Annotated in this window: 13 protein-coding genes and 1 pseudogene; 11 read left to right on the top strand and 3 right to left on the bottom strand. The window is 35.2% G+C overall.

The features are described 5' to 3' along the window. The first annotated feature begins 12 nt into the window (after window positions 1–12). The 7 genes and pseudogenes from JFV29_RS15010 (at window position 13) to JFV29_RS30580 (ending at window position 7,682) form a co-directional block, all read left to right on the top strand. Window positions 13–318, top strand: coding sequence for an iron-sulfur cluster biosynthesis family protein (locus JFV29_RS15010; RefSeq protein WP_201184920.1), 306 nt, complete (start codon window positions 13–15; stop codon window positions 316–318). Window positions 319–426: 108 nt separating this feature from the next. Continuing rightward, on the top strand, window positions 427–1,824 hold the full coding sequence (lpdA, locus tag JFV29_RS15005) for a dihydrolipoyl dehydrogenase (RefSeq protein ID WP_201184918.1): 1,398 nt from the start codon (window positions 427–429) through the stop codon (window positions 1,822–1,824). 207 nt (window positions 1,825–2,031) lie between these two features. Next, window positions 2,032–2,901, top strand: a complete 870-nt coding sequence (gene purU / locus JFV29_RS15000; protein WP_201184916.1) for a formyltetrahydrofolate deformylase — start codon at window positions 2,032–2,034, stop codon at window positions 2,899–2,901. A gap of 454 nt (window positions 2,902–3,355) precedes the next feature. After that, window positions 3,356–3,540, top strand: a pseudogene (locus tag JFV29_RS31730) (IS110 family transposase); the annotation flags it as partial. Window positions 3,541–4,453: 913 nt separating this feature from the next. Next, on the top strand, window positions 4,454–4,639 hold the full coding sequence (locus tag JFV29_RS14995) for a hypothetical protein (RefSeq protein ID WP_201184915.1): 186 nt from the start codon (window positions 4,454–4,456) through the stop codon (window positions 4,637–4,639). Window positions 4,640–4,963: 324 nt separating this feature from the next. Next, window positions 4,964–6,760 carry a M3 family oligoendopeptidase gene (locus JFV29_RS14990; RefSeq protein ID WP_201184913.1) on the top strand — a complete coding sequence of 599 codons (1,797 nt, stop codon included), beginning with the start codon at window positions 4,964–4,966 and terminating at the stop codon, window positions 6,758–6,760. Between the two features lie 412 nt (window positions 6,761–7,172). Beyond that, window positions 7,173–7,682 (top strand): hypothetical protein, encoded by a 510-nt coding sequence (locus JFV29_RS30580; RefSeq protein ID WP_242486888.1) that lies wholly within the window; start codon window positions 7,173–7,175, stop codon window positions 7,680–7,682. A 183-nt stretch (window positions 7,683–7,865) separates the two neighbouring features. Here the strand turns inward: JFV29_RS30580 and JFV29_RS30575 are convergent, their stop codons facing one another. Then, window positions 7,866–8,069 (bottom strand): hypothetical protein, encoded by a 204-nt coding sequence (locus JFV29_RS30575; RefSeq protein WP_242486887.1) that lies wholly within the window; start codon window positions 8,067–8,069, stop codon window positions 7,866–7,868. A gap of 5 nt (window positions 8,070–8,074) precedes the next feature. After that, on the bottom strand, window positions 8,075–9,022 hold the full coding sequence (locus JFV29_RS14980; protein ID WP_242485239.1) for an IS110 family transposase: 948 nt from the start codon (window positions 9,020–9,022) through the stop codon (window positions 8,075–8,077). A 347-nt stretch (window positions 9,023–9,369) separates the two neighbouring features. On the opposite strand from JFV29_RS14980, the gene JFV29_RS14975 reads away from it, so the two are divergent. Together JFV29_RS14975 and JFV29_RS14970 are read left to right on the top strand one after the other, a co-directional pair. After that, window positions 9,370–10,254: a GNAT family N-acetyltransferase gene (locus JFV29_RS14975; protein ID WP_242486886.1), complete on the top strand. Its 885-nt coding sequence runs from the start codon at window positions 9,370–9,372 to the stop codon at window positions 10,252–10,254. A 597-nt stretch (window positions 10,255–10,851) separates the two neighbouring features. Then, window positions 10,852–12,018, top strand: a complete 1,167-nt coding sequence (locus JFV29_RS14970) for an MFS transporter (RefSeq protein WP_201184911.1) — start codon at window positions 10,852–10,854, stop codon at window positions 12,016–12,018. 103 nt (window positions 12,019–12,121) lie between these two features. Here JFV29_RS14970 and JFV29_RS14965 read toward each other — a convergent pair whose 3' ends face one another. Continuing rightward, window positions 12,122–13,150: a LacI family DNA-binding transcriptional regulator gene (locus JFV29_RS14965; RefSeq protein ID WP_201184909.1), complete on the bottom strand. Its 1,029-nt coding sequence runs from the start codon at window positions 13,148–13,150 to the stop codon at window positions 12,122–12,124. 442 nt (window positions 13,151–13,592) lie between these two features. Between JFV29_RS14965 and JFV29_RS14960 the strand changes: the two genes are divergently transcribed. Both JFV29_RS14960 and JFV29_RS14955 read left to right on the top strand, forming a co-directional pair. Then, window positions 13,593–15,137, top strand: coding sequence for a GMC oxidoreductase (locus JFV29_RS14960; RefSeq protein WP_201184907.1), 1,545 nt, complete (start codon window positions 13,593–13,595; stop codon window positions 15,135–15,137). A 111-nt stretch (window positions 15,138–15,248) separates the two neighbouring features. After that, window positions 15,249–16,637 (top strand): MFS transporter, encoded by a 1,389-nt coding sequence (locus JFV29_RS14955; protein WP_201184905.1) that lies wholly within the window; start codon window positions 15,249–15,251, stop codon window positions 16,635–16,637. The last annotated feature ends 225 nt before the right edge of the window (window positions 16,638–16,862 follow it).

Below are 16,862 nucleotides of genomic sequence, written 5' to 3'. Positions count from 1 at the left end.
GGGGAGAATCAGATGGTAGTCAAAATAACAGTGGCAGCCATAATTAAGCTGAAGGAAATGGCTCGTAAGGATGCACAAATTCCTCGTATTGATGCCGATATTGCCGGCGGCTGCGGGGTGTCGGTGAAGTTCTCCCTCGTATTGGACGAGCCCCGCAGAAACGATACAATTATTGAATATGAGGGAGTTCAGCTTAGATTAGATCTTTTTACTAAACGCTATTTAGATGAGGAGACACAAATTGATTATTTAGAAGATCGTGGCTTTATTGTCGGTGATAGCTTTGCATCCAGTGCATGTGCCATTGAAATAGATTAATAGAATCGTTACAGCTTACCTATTATATAGAAGATCTTGTTTAGAAAGGTTTTTTTCTTACAATATTCAAATATCCAAGTTTATGAAAACAAAAGGGGGAAGTATTAGATGAATCAAGAATATGACATTGTTATCATCGGAGGCGGCACCGGTGGATATGTTGCGGCCATTCGTGCATCTCAATTAGGATTAAAAACAGCGGTAGTTGAACGAGGTAAACTTGGTGGAACATGCCTTCATGCAGGTTGTATTCCAAGTAAAGCCTTATTAAGAAGTGCAGAAGTATATTCAAATGCAAAGAATGCAGATAAATTCGGTGTTATTGCCCCGGAAGTAGGACTGGATTTCTCAAAAGTACAGGCCAGGAAAGAAGAAATTACAGAACGTTTATATAAAGGTGTACAACATTTAATGAAAAAAGGAAAAATAGATGTGTACGAGGGTAAAGGAAGTATTTTACAGTCAAAAGATGTTTTGGTGAAATTGAATAATGAAGAACGGGAAATGATATTAACCCCCAGAAATATTTTAATAGCAACAGGATCTCGTCCGAGAACACTTCCCGGTTTAGAAGCGGATAGCGAATATGTGATGACATCGGATGAAGCACTGCAAATGAAAGAGCTCCCAAATTCCATCATTATTGTCGGCGGCGGTGTTATTGGAATTGAATGGGCATCGATGCTTATTGACTTTGGATTAGAAGTGACTGTGATAGAGTATGCCGAGCGCATTTTACCGACGGAAGATAAAGATATTTCAAAGGAAGTACAGCGACTAATGAAGAAAAAAGGTGTGAAAATTGTAACAGGGGCAAAGGTTCTTCCAGAATCGTTAGAAAAAGGGGATGGTGTCTCTATTAAGGCGGAATATAAGGGGAAAGAAACGACATTTACAGCAGAAAAATTATTAGTATCCGTCGGAAGATTACCTAACGTAGAAGGCATTCATCTTGAAAATACGAAAGTTGAATTCGAACGTTTTATTCAAACAAATGAGTATTATCAAACGAATGAGCCAAACATTTATGCAATTGGAGATGTGATTGGCGGATTGCAGCTTGCTCATGTTGCTTCACATGAAGGAATTATCGCGATCGAACATATGGCAGGAGAAAACCCTGTGCCTCTTGATCCAACACTTGTTTCAAAATGCGTATATAGCAGTCCAGAGGTAGCGAGTGTCGGTCTAACAGAAGAAGAAGCAATGCAGAAAGGATATCAAGTAAAAACAGGCAAATTCTCATTCCGTGCGATTGGAAAGGCTCTTGTTTTTGGTGAATCAGATGGTTTTGTCAAACTTGTTGTTGAAGAAGAATCTAATAAGATATTAGGAGCGCATATGGTTGGGCCACATGTAACCGATATGATCACAGAGGTTGGTCTTGCACAGGTATTAAATGCAACTGCAATGGATATCGCTCATACAATACACCCGCACCCTACATTAGCGGAAGCTATTGGGGAAGCAGCCCTGGCTGTGTATGGTAAAGAAATACATGCCTAGATAAAAATTCTAGTGAAAACTGAAAATATGTGTTGTGATTGCAAAATTCTTTGTAATTCTTTCGCCCATCCTCACCGTATTTCAAGAATGATAGGATTCGTTATTGCAGTTACAGGGATTGTTCAATCATCGATAGTAGTATATTCAGTTTTGAATCCGCAGCTTTTTAGTGCTTTAATTACAATTCAATAGGATGGTGAAAGAACCTTGATTAAAGAAGTGAATGTTAACCGGGCTAAATTATTAATATCTTGCCCAGAGAAGCCAGGTATTATCTCGGTTGTATCTAATCTGTTATTAGAAAACAAAGCAAATGTTGTTCATTTTGATCAACATACGACGGATCCACAAACAGGTATGTTTTTTATGAGGATCGAATTTGATTTAAATGATTTTGATGTTTCCTATGAAAAACTTGAGGAAGACTTACATATGCTGGCTCAGGCTTATTCAATGGATTGGAGCTTAAGCGGTAATAAGAAAAGAAAACGAATGGCCATTTTTGTATCTAAAATGGATCACTGTCTAATGGAGCTTATATGGCGTTGGAAATCGAATGAACTTCTAGTGGAAATTCCAATGGTAATCAGTAATCATCCTGATTTAAAAGAAGTAGTAGAGAGTTATGGTATCCCTTATTATCATATCCCTATAACTCATGAAACAAAACAACAAGCTGAACAGAAAGCTCTAGAACTACTGAAAGGGAAAGTAGACTCTATTGCCTTGGCCAGATATATGCAAATCCTTTCCCCTAAATTTATTTCCGAGTTTCCCAATCAAATTATTAATATTCATCATTCTTTCTTACCGGCATTTGTCGGAGCAAACCCTTATGCCAGGGCCTATAACCGAGGTGTTAAGTTAATTGGAGCAACTGCCCATTATGTTACGAATGATCTTGATGAAGGACCCATTATTCAGCAAGATGTAAAGCGGGTTAATCATAGACATACAATAGAAGAATTAAAGGTTGCCGGAAGTCATGTTGAAAGACAAGTTTTTGCCGAAGCTGTTTCCTGGCATATTGAAGATAAAGTTATTGTTCATGGTAATAAAACAATCGTGTTTGATTAAGTTCATATTAACACGTTGCAAAGATAGGAGATAGACAAAAATTTTAAAGATAATTGAGTAACTTATTTAATTTTTTCAATATTTCAAAAATAAATTTTTGCTGATACTATTAGAACAGACAGAATACTAGACTTGGAAGTATTTTGTTCTATCACAAATGCGATGCCAGTACTAGTTTGTGCCTCCCATGACTAGCTATTCCCTATATCAATACCAACATGTCCACCTCTTTTTAAGTATTAAAGAATACTATATGTCTGGCATTACTCCCCTAGGAGATACCGGTTTTTCAGTAGTTCATCTCTTGGCGATGAACCACGCTTTGGATTACGTGAAAAAACTTATTGGGCAGGGAGCATTCCTGTAGAACGCTAGATTTTAACTTCGAAAAAGAGCCCATCAGTGCGATAAGTATACATAATCACAACACGCATCATAAGGTGGAAGCTCTACTATGAAGTATAAAATGCAAAAAAAATAAAATCAGCTATTGAACAAATTTCGGATCGTCATCTCGTTGTCGGTGTGAATATTTCACAACTATTAAAAGTGTCACGAGCTGTAAATTTTCGTGGAATCGTCGTTGGTGATTCTCTTACTTTTGAAAATAGCCAAAGGGTATTCACTAGATTACTAGAATAGATTAAAAGACTATAAGATTCAAACAACTTATAATTAATTTCAGGGGTTATGAAATCCTGCGAGTAAGTGAGCTTTCGAGAGATATAGCTATCATACTAAGGGAGTTTGAAAAAGGATGTTGAAGGATTTTTTTGAAGACTTGGGAATAGAAATAGAAAGTCTATTTGATATATGCATAATCACATTGATTGTTTTTGTTTTTTTAAAAAGAAAAGGATGGATTAATTAAAGGGGGTTTGAAAAGGTAAGGTAGTAAAAGAAGACATAGATAGCGGACTTACACCGTCAAGTAGACAGCATCTAAAAAAGTTTAGGAAGCCATCGAGTTTCGATATTCAATCGAAGCTCGATTGTTGAGCCTAATTTCAAGGGAATTTTCAAATTTGATCTACTTTATTCTCACAGTGGACTAGAGGGAAGACATGTTACGCTTATGTCTATAGGATCAAGAGAACATAAAGGCTTTATAAAAGGGTTCGAGATTCATTGAGTATTTAAGCTAATTTGCTCTTTACCAAAGGTTGGTTTTTTTATAACATTGGAAAAATATAAAGATCGAGATATGCAGCAAATTCATGCTTTGGAATTCAATAAGTGCTTATTCTAAAAAAGTGGAAACAAGTCATCTAGATGACTCTTGTCTCAGAATTTAATCAGGTCAAATGTCGTCCTTGAATATGCCTCATCGATACAGGCAACCATTTTCTGTTTGAAAAAATGAAAGAAAACATTATTAAAGAAATGAAAAAAGGTGTCTATAATAAATGGATTTCCAAATAGTAGAAATGTTAAGGGACTTTAAAGAAATTGCGAATTTTTGTTAAAAAATGGTAAATAAGATTCTGATTTTCTGAAATGCCTGTATGATAGTCTTGTAACTAAATTTGAACAATCATGGAGGCAGAAAAGGATGAAGAACCTTAAAAAATGGCTTATGGTATTGATGGCGTCTTTCATGTTGGTTGGTGTTGTCGAAGGTTGCAGTAGTGTGGGTACAGAGACAGAAGATACAGAAACGGAAGATAATCAAACTGATGATGGAGCTGAAACAGAAGGTACTGAAGACGATTCACAAACAGATGAAAACGGACAATAAGAAAAATAAAACAGTGGCTGAATCATTTATGGTTCAGCCTTGATTAATAATCAAAACAAAAATACCGACAAAGTTAAACGTTCCTAGATAGCCTAATTAACGGAATATGCATGTTAAAGGTAAACTAGCTTTCTATATTTTTCTTTTTGTAGAACTAACGGGTGCGTTAGTTGAAGATTGGGGCTGTCTTAAGGCAGCTTTTTCTTTATGCAACTATCGGTGCAGATTAGTTAAAGAACCCCCATAATATTCCTTAGTTTGATAAACTGAGAATGTACGTTTTATTAAGGAACCGTAGTATTAAAATTTTTAGGGGGCAAACAAATGAAAGAAACAGAGTATCTGCAAGTATGGAACTTGGATAAATTGTTTCCAGATGGGAGCCAATCATCTCAATTTCGTGAACATTTAAAACAATTGGAAACCAAAGTTTCTAAATTTGAAGAAAAATTAAAATTTTTTCATACTCCAAAAGAATTAAATGAATCATTAAAAGTTGTAGATATTATTGAATACATAATAGACATTCGAATGAACCTATCACAAGCCAATTCTTTTATAACCTGTCTTCTTGCACAAAACCCAAAGGATCAAACTGCTACAACACTACGAGGAAAAACATCTTCTATAAATGCTCGTTTTGAGTCTGCTTTTAAAAAAGTACAAAAAGTACTTGTAAACACAAATCAACATTTGTGGGAAGGTATACTAGATACTGAGGTTTTAAATAACTATAAGTTCATACTTAATGAATGGCGTAAAAAAGCCGAGATGCATCTTTCAGATGAAGAAGAAAGCTTAGTTTCAGATCTGATGGTAGATGGTTATCATGCTTGGGGGCAGTTTTATAATTCACTTGTTAATAGTATTAGAGTTAATGTTCAAATCGACGGAGAAAAAAGTGAATTATCTGTTGGTCAAGCGATAAATTTACGTTCACACCCTGATGAAGAGGTTCGCAAAGAGTCTCATAGGGCTTTGGAAGATAAATGGAACGAGCAAGAAGAACTATTTGCCAAAATACTGAATCATATCGCAGGTTTCCGATTACAAGTGTACAAAAAACGAGGATTAGAAAATATACTAAAAGTTCCTTTGATTGAAAATCGCATCAAAGAGGAAACACTGAATGCAATGTGGAAAGCCGTTAGTAAATACAAAAAACCTTTTACAAATTACCTAAATCAAAAAGCAAAAATGAATGGCGATGAAAAAATGCATTCGTATAACTTTTGGGCTTCTGTTACAAAAGGTAATCAAAAGATAAAATATGAAGATGCTGTGGATTTTATTTTGGAGCATTTTAGTCAATTTGGAACGGAATTAGAAAGTTTTTCTCGGCAGGCATTTGATAAAGGTTGGATAGAGGCTGAAGATCGTCCAAATAAATCAACTGTTGCGTTTTGTGCGGGGTTCCCACTTTCAGGAGAATCAAGAGTTTTTATGACATATGGTGGTAGAATTACCAATGTTTTAACCTTGGCACATGAATTAGGTCATGCATTTCATAACCATGCGATGAAACCGGTTAATGGAATGAATAAACAATATCCAATGAGTATTGCTGAAACTGCTTCAACATTTTCCGAAATGATCATCTTAGATGCTGCAATGGAAAAAGCTGAATCCACTAAAGAAAAATTGTTTCTGCTTGATGAAAAATTAAAACGTAGTGTGATGAATTTCATGAATATACATTCTAGGTTCTTGTTTGAAAAGAAATTTTACGAGGAACGTAAAGAGGGGATTGTTTCATCATCACGTTTAAATGAACTAATGCAAGAAGCAATAGATGAAGGGTATGAAGGTTCTCTTGATAATGCTTCTATCCATTCGTGGATTTGGACACCACATTATTATATGACCAAATCTCCATTTTACAACTTCCCATATACATTCGGATACTTATTTTCTCTAAGTATTTATGCAAAGGCAAAGGAAAAAGGAAAAGAATTTGAAAAAGATTATTTAGACTTGCTTCGTGATTCAGGAAGTATGTCCACAGAAGATTTAGTAATGAAGCATTTAGGGGAAGATATTACATCAGAAGCCTTTTGGGAAAAAGGAATTGAATTATGCGTTAAAGATGCCGAAGAATTTGTTACCTTAACATCTTCTTAAGTTTACGGGTACTTTACTTCAAAATAAGTAAGGTTGCTGAGGCAGCCTTTTTCTTATGGCACTAACGGGGCAGGATAGTTTAATAAGCAACAAAACAAACAAAAAGTAAATAAATAATAATAAAGGCAATTAATGAACTGTAGGGTGATAAAATGGATAACTTTGAACGTATGCTGAATGAATTGCAACAATCAGCGATGGGACAAATGAAAAATTCAAATATTCAATCGACAAAAATAAATTAAACTCGTTCAAAGATATTATCTCAGAGTTAGTAAGCATTAGAAACGAGTTTGCGAGTAAACTTTCCCAATTACAGAATTCAAAAGAAAAGGAAATTGTCACTTTTGAGTATTCAAAAGGTGGAGAAACACTTCACAGAGGATATTATTGTCCAAGTCTGGTACTTGATTTGATCGTAGGAAATATTAAAAGAGGTAAACTACTTAAAAGAAAACCGGATTTTGGGAAATATTCTTATGAATACGGCTTCGATGCAGACAATAGATTGATAAGGGTAAAAGGTGTAAATGAGTTTACCACTCCAGTTAGCCGTTTTGATGAAGAATTCTTGATTTACTCCGATGATATTGTTCTTGGAGTAGAGTTTAATAATATGGGTCACATTGAAGTGGTGTCCAAATGTACTTATGATAATGGGAAAATTGTTAAGTATGAACGTAGCGTATGTGGCACACAGGAGTACGCAACCCTTTACTACGAAGAATACTTCTATGAAAACAATATGCTTTCAGAGGTTAGCAAATTTGATGTAACTCCACGTATTGAAATATACGAAGAGCAAAAATATAAGGTTGAAATTGATGAAGACAGTAAAATAGTTAAATTAATAGGTGGGTTTATGCCAAATGGAGTCGCGGAAAAAGATGTTTTGGATTTTTATGAAGTAATTTATAAATAGGACTTTTTTGTATGAAAACACTTTAGTGAAAGGCCATACTTAAATAAGCCCACCATATTCTAATTTTTTTGAAGGACGTAAATGTACTATGTCGTTATTTTAACTGGTTATGCAGTTTGTTGTTCAGATGGATCGATTGTATAGCCTTTCTTTTTTAGGTATTCGATCATTTTTAATTCTTTGTTATTTTGTTTTTTCTTCAAGATAATTTGAGCCTAGTTCTTGATAGGGTTCCCCTGTTTTTAAGATGTTGTAAGCAATCGTTAGTAGTAAATGAGCAGAAGCGATTCGTCCCTTCATTTTTCCCTGCCGTTTGGTAATCCTTTTTCGATGTGAAGCAATTCGATTATTTTGTCTTGATGTCGCTAGTACACATTCTACAGCCATCGTTTTCAAAGCTTTGTTACCTTGTGTGGTTTTACTCGTTTTTTTTTACCAGCACTTTCGTAATTTCCAGGACTCACACCAGCCCAAGAGGCAAGATGTTTAGCTGACTTAAATACGGACATATCCACGCCCATCTCTGCAATAAAAGTAGCTGCGGCAGCTTTGTTCACACCAGGTATTCCATCCAATAATTCTACTTCCTTACGATAGGGGGACAGGAGTTGATCGATTTGTTTTTCCAATTCTTCTATGGCTTTTTCTAAATAACTCATATGCTCCCAATGGTAACGCAACATATCACGATGATGACGGCGAATACGTCCATTAATTGCACTGGCAATGTCCGTAATACTAGCTTTTGTTCGCCAATCCACCATTTTTCGAAGACCATCGGTCTCTATTTTTTCACCGTTTAGAATCGCTTCAAGGATACGGCGTCCCGATACACCAAAAATGTCTGATAGTACGGATGTTAGCTTGATATTAGCATCTTGAAGAATTTTGTGAATGCGATTCTGCTCGGATGTGCGATGATGAATCAATTTTTTTCGATAACGAGTAAGATCCCGTAAATCACGAATATCCTCCGGTGGAACAAAATTGCTTTCAATAAGTCCGCATCTTAGAAGCTTGGCAAGCCATTCGGCATCTTTCACATCAGTTTTACGCCCTGGAACATTTTTGACATGCCTGGCATTGGCAAGAACAAGGTGAAAAGAATCTTCGAGAATATTCCATATTGGTTTCCAGTAGACTCCGGTACTTTCCATTACAACATCGGATACCTGAAGGGTAGTTAACCAATCACTTAAAGCCAAGAGTCCCGTTGTTGTAGTTGAAAACGTTTCAATAGAGGTTTTTGGCTTTTTATCTAATGGACCAAATAATACACAGGCTACTACTGTTTCTTGGTGTACATCTAGGCCAGCACACCGTTCAATCATTGCTTCCATAGGAGAATCACCTCAATAAAAGATTAACAATACATATGACAGGAGATTTGTTACAAAAATTTTTGTATACGTACTTGTAGTACACTAAATGGTTCTTCAATACTGTCACAACCAGTTTCTTATACAGGGTATCTTCCTTAAGATCCACCAAAAAAAGTTCAGCCTGGTTGTATTGTTATCATCCATTATTGTCAAGGGTTTAATGGGTTAGACTTTATTTTGGATAAAGAGCAGGTTTTCGTGGTAGATGGTGGCGGCGAGGAGCGCCGCCATAGGAGTTTCTTATGCAACTATCGGGGCAGGTTAGTTGAACAAGGAATTCTTTATATATGGTTTAATATGGTAGAATGGCTGGAAAGGAGGAGTTAAAACTGAATAATTCCAATATAAATTTCACTAGTAGAATGCTAAGAATAATGAGGAGTGCAGAAAATGAAGCAGCTATATTTTCTAATCTTAAAGTGTTACAGCCTGTACACTTACTTATAGCTTGTTTAAATGAAAAAACAGGAGTACTTGGGGAAATATCTTTAAAATGTACCATAGAAAGAACTTCTCTGAGAGCTTTGAATAAGAATATAGATAATCCTTCAACTCAAGATACAACAAACAGTATTTTTTTCACCGTTGGCGTAACCGACGATGTAATAAAGGTTTTCGAAGTTGCAATTAGTTATATGAAAAAATATAACCAAACCTATATAAACGAAGGTCATTTGCTTAAAGCTTTAATAACAACTAATGTTATTGACAGTTTCTTATCAGATGAAGACAGGAAAATAATTTTAACCCTCGGTACTACTTCGCGAGATATGATTACTCATCTTGGCAATTACATATTCCCAAAAATAAATTCGCACATAATTCGTAAAGTGAATAATAACGATGCAACCAACCTTGTTCCCTTTGTTGAAAATAATTTTTCAAAAGAATGGTCACAAACTATTAGAGAAGCATTTTTATTAAGTGAACCTTCGATATATATAGCTTTAGATAATAAAGGAGAAATAGTCGGTTTTGCAGGTTTTGATATATATAAGAATAAGAAATGTTATTTTGGTCCTATGGGCGTATCGGTATCTAATAGGATTAGTGGGATTGGCTATTCGCTACTCCATAATTGTTTAAAGGATATGAGTGATGTTGGTTATGAGTATGCAATTATCGGAGCAGCAGGACCGATAGAATTTTATGAAAAAGCATGTAATGCTGTTGTAATTCCTTATGAATAGTCTGAAGTTCTTAATGAACAAACGGGGCAGGATTGTTGAACAAGAAACACATGTTTTATGATAAAGTATATGTAATATTTTGAGAGATGAGGGAAGTGAAATTGATAAAATATTTAATAGGTTTTTCAGCAGGATATTTTGCTTGTATGTTAATAATTTACTTTATCTTTGATTACTTTTCTTGGTCATACGCTGTGGGTTCTTTAACTGGTATAGTTATTTTCGCACTTATTATAAAGATACTTCGAAGAAAAGATAACTGAATTTATTCTAACCCAATTCTTATTGAACTAACGGGTGCGTAAGCTGAAGATCAGAGCTATCTTTAAGGTAGCTTTTTCTTTATTCAACTATGGTGTAGAGTGACAATAAAGTTGTTACATTTACAATAAATCCATTTAAGTTATATTATAGTTGTTTAAAAAAGTCGTTTGTTTATAATGGGGAATTCTGATATAATGATTTGATAAATTTTTATGGAGTTTTAGAGAGGGTGAGTCAATTGACTAAAAAACTTAGGCAATTGAAAAACGTTTCAGTGTTCCAAACGCTTCTAACTTAGAAAAAATAAATAATTTAGAAGCGAGGAATAATTATATGAAAAATCAAAGAATCTTTAATAAATCATTTCTTTTTTTATTTATAAGCAACTTTTTAGTTTTTATAGGGTTTGAAATGTTGCTCCCTATTTTGCCAGCCTATTTGTTAAGCATGAATGCATCTTCCATTCAAGTAGGTTTAGTGACATCATTATTTACGATAGGCGCTGTTCTAATCAGACCTTTTGTAGGGTACTATTTAATTGATAACCAACGGAAAAGTCTAGCTATTAGTGCAAGTGCAGCTTTAATGATTATTACAATGCTGTATCCTTTTCTTAATATTATATGGCTTTTTCTATTGTTACGACTTTTCCATGGCGCAGCGTGGGGGGTATCAACCACAGCGAATAGTACAATAGTAGTCGATTTAATTCCTAAGACACGGTTAGGAGAAGGAATGGGGTATTTTTCTATTTCAACAACGGTCGGGGCTATCATTGCACCGAGTATAGGTATCCTTATCTATGACTCTTTTTCCTTCGATATTTTAATTTGGTCATCAGTAGTACTCAGCCTATTGGCAGTAATTGCGCTTCAATTTGTATATTCACCTACTACTGTAAAGTGTGAGAAGCAACCATTTCGATTTTTAGATATGATTTTTGAAAAAGACGTATGGTTCCCAGCTTTACTGACGGTTATTACAACACTTGGTTTTGGAGCGATTATTACATTTTTAGTTCTTTTTGGGAAACAAAAGGGATTAGATCATATTTTTCTATTCTTCCTTATCAATGCAACAGTAGCAACTTTACTACGTCCGTTTACCGGAAAATGGTATGACAAAAAAGGACCTTGGTCTATCATCATTATATCAGCTGTGTTAGGATTTTTGTCACTTGTTATGCTGTCTTATGCGACAAATGATCTTCATCTTATTATTGCTGCGATTTTATTTGGGGCAGGTTATGGAACTGTTATGCCATGTTTACAAACATGGACGGTTCAAAAGGTAAGTGATGAAAAAAGTGGCGCAGCCAACGCAACCTTTTTTTCCAGTTTTGACGTTGGTGTTGGAGTTAGCGCATTTGTATTAGGTATTTTAGCTGAATGGATTAGTTTAGAGATGATCTTCCGGGTTGTTAGTCTAAGTTTTATTGTTGTTGCTGTTTTAGTCTATAAGGATTTTATAAATGTTAAGAAAAGGTATAAAAATATATAAATCGATCTAAAACAATCCACCTCTATTAACATAGTGGTGGATTGTTTTGCATAAAAAGTCGATTATAAACTACATAGGTGACAAGAAACTTATATATGAATATTTATAAAAATGATGTAGACTTTCTTACTATAAGTTCAATAGGAAGGTTAATACTTACTGGATCAGACGTTCCATGTTCAATTATATTTAAAATAGTTTGAGCTGAAAGGACTCCTTTATTAAATACATTCTGGCTAATTGTCGTCAAACTGGGTATTGAATAACGACTAATTACTAGATCATCAAATCCAACGATAGAATAATCTTTTGGAACCTTCTTTCCATGTTCTAGTAGTGCTTTAATTATACCAACCGCTAAAATATCTGAAGTTGCAAAAATAGCTGTTGCCTTATCTCCTAATTCTAATAGCTTTAACCCCATTTGAAAGCCAACCTCATAAAAACTACCTGTACCATCAAATAATAGGTCCTCATTCAAAGAAAGATTAGCTTCCTGTAGTGCTTTAATATACCCATTAAGTCGTTTTTCATCTACTGAGATCGTTTTTAAATCGTGTCCCATAAAACTAATACGTTTATGACCCATATCAATTAAATGTTTTGTAGCAATATACCCGCCCAGTTCATCATCAATTCTTATATTAGGATAGTTTACTCCATGTTTTTCATAATTATCTATTAAAACAATCGGTATATCTAACGTTTTTATTTCGTTATAAACACTCTCAGGAAATAACCCTAAAAAAATGAGACCATCTAAATTTCGTTTTTGAATCCAATTTTTGAATTCAATAGGATTCATCATACCAGAGATGAAAAGGTCATAGTTATGGTTCTTAAAGACATACTCCATTCCACCCAAAATTTCAGTATAGTAATGGTTTTCTCTAAAAATAGGGGCAAGAGAATCATCAAATGTAGGAATTACGACACCTATAATATTTGATTTTTTCTTGGACAAGCTGATTGCAGTGAAATCAGGTTGATAATTAAGCTCTTTAATTGCTTTCAATACTTTTTCTTTTGTTTCTTCCGAAGTTTTGTTTATACCGTTAACTATATTAGAAACGGTTGTACGTGATACGCCTGTATATGCTGCTACATCGCGAATAGTAACTTTTTTTTCCATAATCCCTCCGTTGACCGGTTAACTTAATATAAATTATAAAGATAGGTTGGTTCTAATGCAACACAAAGAACTGGTTAGATTTAATTTTCTAAATAAATTTAATTTTCTCAATATTTTCTTTACAAAAAAGTAATTAGATGTTAATTTTATTAAGAAATATTTTCAATACAAAAAAACATGAAAGGTTAACCGGTTAACAAACAAAAAAGTAAATGGTGAGCCTGATAACAGATGGGGAAAGTTTGAGCCTCTTGTATCAAGTGAACCGGTCAACAAAAATGAAGTTAATGTTTTTAGCAAGATTTTGAAAGGGTGGATGGGAAACAATTATCCCCGGATGTCTATTAAGGTTTGCACATCGTAAGTAATTGAGTGTTAGTAGGATAACAGAAATTTATTATCCTAATTGGCATCCACCTAAAAAAATGGGAGGATAAAAGAAATGGAAAAGCACTACGACATCATTATAATCGGTACTGGTGCTGGTGGTGGGACTTTGGCTTACGCATTAAAAGACAGCGGAATGAAAATTCTGATTTTAGAGCGTGGCGACTATCTGCCAGAGGAACCAGAAAATTGGAATACGAAAGCAGTATTCACAGAAAAACGCTATAAGACGAAGGAATACTGGTACGACGAACAGGGAAATCCTTTCTCGCCAGGAACTAATTATTGTGTAGGAGGTAATACAAAAGTTTATGGTGCTGTTATGTACCGATTACGAAAAGAAGACTTTAAGGAGATTAAACATGAGGGCGGTATTTCGCCAGCTTGGCCGATAGACTATGAAGACTTAGAACCTTACTATGCTCGTGCTGAAGAACTTTATCTTGTACATGGTAAATCAGGAGAAGATTTAACGGATCCACCGCGGTCTTCACCTTTTCCTTTTCCAGAAGTTCCTCATGAACCGACATTAGAAAAAATTGCAGCTAGGTTGAAGAAACAAGGTCTGAACCCTCTTCATCTTCCTATGGCTGTTGACTTACACGAGGGCGGGAAATGTATACGCTGTAAAACATGTGATGGATTCCCATGTAATATCCATGCGAAGGGCGATGCGGATGTGTGCTGTATACAGCCAGCACTTAAATCTCAGAATGTAACTATGATTACAAATGCTTATGCTCACCGAATTTTGACTGATGAAAGTGGAAGTCGTGCTACTGCAGTCGAATTTGAGAAGGATGGAAAAATTTTTATAGCAGTGGCTGACACTATTGTGGCTTCATGTGGTGCTGTAAATTCAGCTGCTTTACTTTTACGTTCGGCGAATGCCAAGCATCCTGAAGGATTAGCAAACCAATCGGGCTTAGTTGGAGGTAATTATATGATGCATATTAACACTGCGGTCATTGCTTTGGAGCCTAAGGAAAATCCGACTGTCTTCCAAAAAACATTTGCACTTAATGACTTTTACTTTGGTAGCTCTACTTTCCCTTACCCTATGGGAAATGTACAAATGCTTGGGAAACTGCAAGGATCTATGATGAAAGATAAAAAGCCGTTCATCCCTTACCCAATTCTGAACGGTGTTGCAAAGCGAAGTATAGATTTCTTACTTATGTCCGAAGACCTCCCAGATAATGAAAATCGCGTGACTTTAACCGAAGACGGTAAGATTCAGGTTCGATATAAAGTGAATAACATGAATGCTCATAAAGAATTAATTAAAGAGACAAAAAAAATGCTTAAGAGGGCTGGATATCCAATCTTAGTGGCTCAGCCGATGGGGGGAATAGAAACAAATTCCCATCAGTGCGGTACGATTCGTTTTGGTAATGACCCTGCTACCTCAGTCCTTAATCAATACTGTCGAGCCCATACGGTTCAAAACTTATATGTCATGGATGCATCGTTTTTCCCATCATCAGCAGCACTTAATCCAGTTCTAACTATCGTTGCACAAGCGTTGCGTGTTGGGAATCATCTACTTAAGCAAAAGACCATATTACCAGCTGGTGAAAGTATACATTTGTCAAAGTGAAATTGTAAAAATGGCCTGATTATGGAAATCAATGAAGGTTAAAACTAGATGCATTACTAAATGTACGAAAACTGAGTAAGGTATGTAATTAAAAGAAGGGAAGTGAGAAGAATGAGTGAATTATTGAAAGCGGATACATTAAAAACGAGTACAAGTTTGAATGACAGATCAAATAAGATAGGTGTAATGGAGAAAGTGAGCTTTGGATTAGGAGATATGGCTTCAAATTTTATTTGGGGCATGACCGCGAGTTATTTACTCTTTTTCTATACCAATGTTTATGGTATTTCAGCAGCTGCAGTTGGCACCTTGTTTTTAATTACAAGAATATGCGATGCCGTTGCTAATCCAGTGATGGGCATTATAGTTGATAGAACTAAAAGTAAACATGGAAAAGCCAGGCCTTATTTGCTTTACCTATCCATACCTCTTGGGGTTCTAAGTGTATTAACCTTTATTACACCAGATTTTTCAGATACCGGGAAACTAATATATGCATATATAACATATTTTTTACTAGGACTCTGTTATACAGCGGTCAATCTTCCTTATGGTTCAATGCTAACAATGATGACACAGGATAAGCATGAAAGGCAACAATTAGGTAGTTATCGTACGATGGGAATGGGGATGGGTGCTACTATTGTAGCTTTTTGTACCTTGCCATTAGTCAGCCTTTTCGGGAATGGAAATCAGCAGGTGGGGTTCCCAATTGTGATGGCCTTATATTCTATCCTTGGTACAATAATGTTTTTCCTTGTTTTTAAAAACTGTAAAGAACGATTTGCAGAGTATACAGAAATAGGAGATAAAGATGAAACTAGGAAACAAGTAATCAATATGTTTAAAAATAAACCTTGGATATTGCTTACTATTAGTTGTTTAATGCAATACTTAGGACTAGGAGCGGTGTCTGGTATCATTATCTATTATGCAGCGTATGTTCTAAACGTACCTGCAATGGCTACAATTTTATTGGTAGTGGTCAATGGAGGCAACTTCGTCGGTGGCCTAATTGCAAGCCCTATTTTAAAACGATTTGGTAATAGAAATGGAAATCTCATCGCCCTTGCCGGAGCTTTATTATCATTTATTCTTCTAATCTTTCTAGGTGAACAAACTATCCTTTTTACTATTTTGATGCTAATCACCTACATTTTAATGGGAGTGAGTTTTGCAGCGATCTATGCGATGTTGAGTGATACAGTTGATTATCAAGAGTGGAAATTTGGGAAGAAAAGTGAAAGTTTGCTATATTCTTCATATAGCTTCGCTACCTTATTCGGTATTGCGATAGGTTCTGCACTCGTAGGGTATGCATTAGGATGGGCGGGGTATGACCCAAACGCAATTACGGATGGAGCTCGAAACGCCATCTCCATTATACTGTTTACTAGTGGCATTTTATTCACAGCACTTCAGATTCTTCCACTCCTGTTCTATAAGCTAGACAGATACCATGGACAAATTCTTAACGAGTTAAATGATAGAAGACCGTAATGGTGGAGCCTCCAAGCACTTTGTTATGAAAAAAAGATAACTGCTATGAGACAAGTTTAAGAAGGAATTGTCATGTGTGATAGTAGAGCTATTTATCTGAATATATTAAATTATATAAAAATTGTTCTTTACAAAAAATTATTAAAATGTTAGTTTTGTTAGTGAACCGGTCAACAAAGAAAAAGTATGAACTAAATATGTTAAGTTGACCGGTCAACAAAAAAC

The organism is Peribacillus sp. TH16, assembly GCF_016651095.1.
GTDB lineage: Bacteria > Bacillota > Bacilli > Bacillales > DSM-1321 > Peribacillus > Peribacillus butanolivorans.
The sequence above is the reverse complement of the archived record's forward strand: the minus strand, read 5'-3'. Positions and strand labels throughout refer to the sequence as shown.

Excerpts from the sequence above, each read along its gene's own strand:
- JFV29_RS15010 (WP_201184920.1), top strand. The coding sequence starts at position 13 with ATGGTAGTCAAAATAACAGTGGCAGCCATAATTAAGCTGAAGGAAATG.
- JFV29_RS14980 (WP_242485239.1), bottom strand. The coding sequence starts at position 9,022 with ATGGAAGCAATGATTGAACGGTGTGCTGGCCTAGATGTACACCAAGAA.
- JFV29_RS14970 (WP_201184911.1), top strand. The coding sequence starts at position 10,852 with ATGAAAAATCAAAGAATCTTTAATAAATCATTTCTTTTTTTATTTATA.
- JFV29_RS14955 (WP_201184905.1), top strand. The coding sequence starts at position 15,249 with ATGAGTGAATTATTGAAAGCGGATACATTAAAAACGAGTACAAGTTTG.
- lpdA (WP_201184918.1), top strand. The coding sequence starts at position 427 with ATGAATCAAGAATATGACATTGTTATCATCGGAGGCGGCACCGGTGGA.
- JFV29_RS14995 (WP_201184915.1), top strand. The coding sequence starts at position 4,454 with ATGAAGAACCTTAAAAAATGGCTTATGGTATTGATGGCGTCTTTCATG.
- JFV29_RS14965 (WP_201184909.1), bottom strand. The coding sequence starts at position 13,150 with ATGGAAAAAAAAGTTACTATTCGCGATGTAGCAGCATATACAGGCGTA.
- JFV29_RS14960 (WP_201184907.1), top strand. The coding sequence starts at position 13,593 with ATGGAAAAGCACTACGACATCATTATAATCGGTACTGGTGCTGGTGGT.
- JFV29_RS30575 (WP_242486887.1), bottom strand. The coding sequence starts at position 8,069 with ATGGCTGTAGAATGTGTACTAGCGACATCAAGACAAAATAATCGAATT.
- JFV29_RS14990 (WP_201184913.1), top strand. The coding sequence starts at position 4,964 with ATGAAAGAAACAGAGTATCTGCAAGTATGGAACTTGGATAAATTGTTT.
- JFV29_RS14975 (WP_242486886.1), top strand. The coding sequence starts at position 9,370 with ATGGCTGGAAAGGAGGAGTTAAAACTGAATAATTCCAATATAAATTTC.